We start from the raw sequence: 818 nt of genomic DNA on the forward strand, positions 1-818 counted from the left end.
TTGCTCTCCTGGATAAATGGCACTAATTTTTCAAATTAATGCCATTTATCCAGGCTGAAATGAAAACCCAAAAATTTTTCTTAAATGCCCCATTGACGATGAGGAGCTTCCAAACACAACTCCCCGTTTTACTCCTACTGACGGGCGCACAGGCTGTTTAAGCAGCTGCGACAGCCTTATTGCTTGTTTTAATCCCCTTTGTTTTCTGGCGCTCCTTGTACGGTGCTTTAAATAGGCTTCTCTCAATGTCCGGTTGAGAATCCCTTGCTTAATTTTAACCATGGCTTCTCCGCCTTCTTTGCTCCAATGCATTCCCCGTTTTTTCATTCTGAATGAGATATGCCTTTGGTTGGATTCCATGGCCCCCAAACCTCTGGCGTCGTCTGGCGCGCTCTCCACCTGATCTCTCCAGTCAAATATGCGGTCCCAGTTTTTCTGGACATAAGAACGGAACTCCTTGACTTTCTTGAGACTCTTCTTGTCACTTTGTGTGCTTTCATACGTATCTAAATACAACGTGAATTGGCTGAAATCATGTGCTTTTATTGCCTTTCTAATTTGTTCCTTTATTTCGCTTTTTCCGCCCCCGAATGTCCTGACAACGGCCTGTGCAACGTGGTATGCATCCAGCTGATTGAGCACCGGAAACGCTGACTGTGAGAACGCCGTTTGAAATCTTTCAGCTGTGTACCCCGGATCTCCGACACTGTTTGTAATGATACGGGCTTTTTCAAGGGAGTATGTGCTGGCAGCTGTGGCTTGGACCTCATCCCAGAATTTCTGAATCGGTTCTGTTGTCATAACCACCTTGGGCTGGC

Annotated in this window: 1 protein-coding gene; it reads right to left on the minus strand. The window is 46.0% G+C overall.

Annotation, left to right across the window (positions count from 1 at the left end; translation table 11 throughout):
* Positions 1-45 precede the first annotated feature (45 nt).
* Positions 46-818, minus strand: a 773-nt coding sequence (locus tag BpJC4_RS15835) for a UPF0236 family transposase-like protein (protein ID WP_172968386.1), incomplete at its 5' end; no start/stop codon positions are given.

Origin of the sequence: Weizmannia acidilactici (genome assembly GCF_008974185.1) — a bacterium.
Lineage (GTDB): Bacteria > Bacillota > Bacilli > Bacillales > Bacillaceae_C > Weizmannia > Weizmannia acidilactici.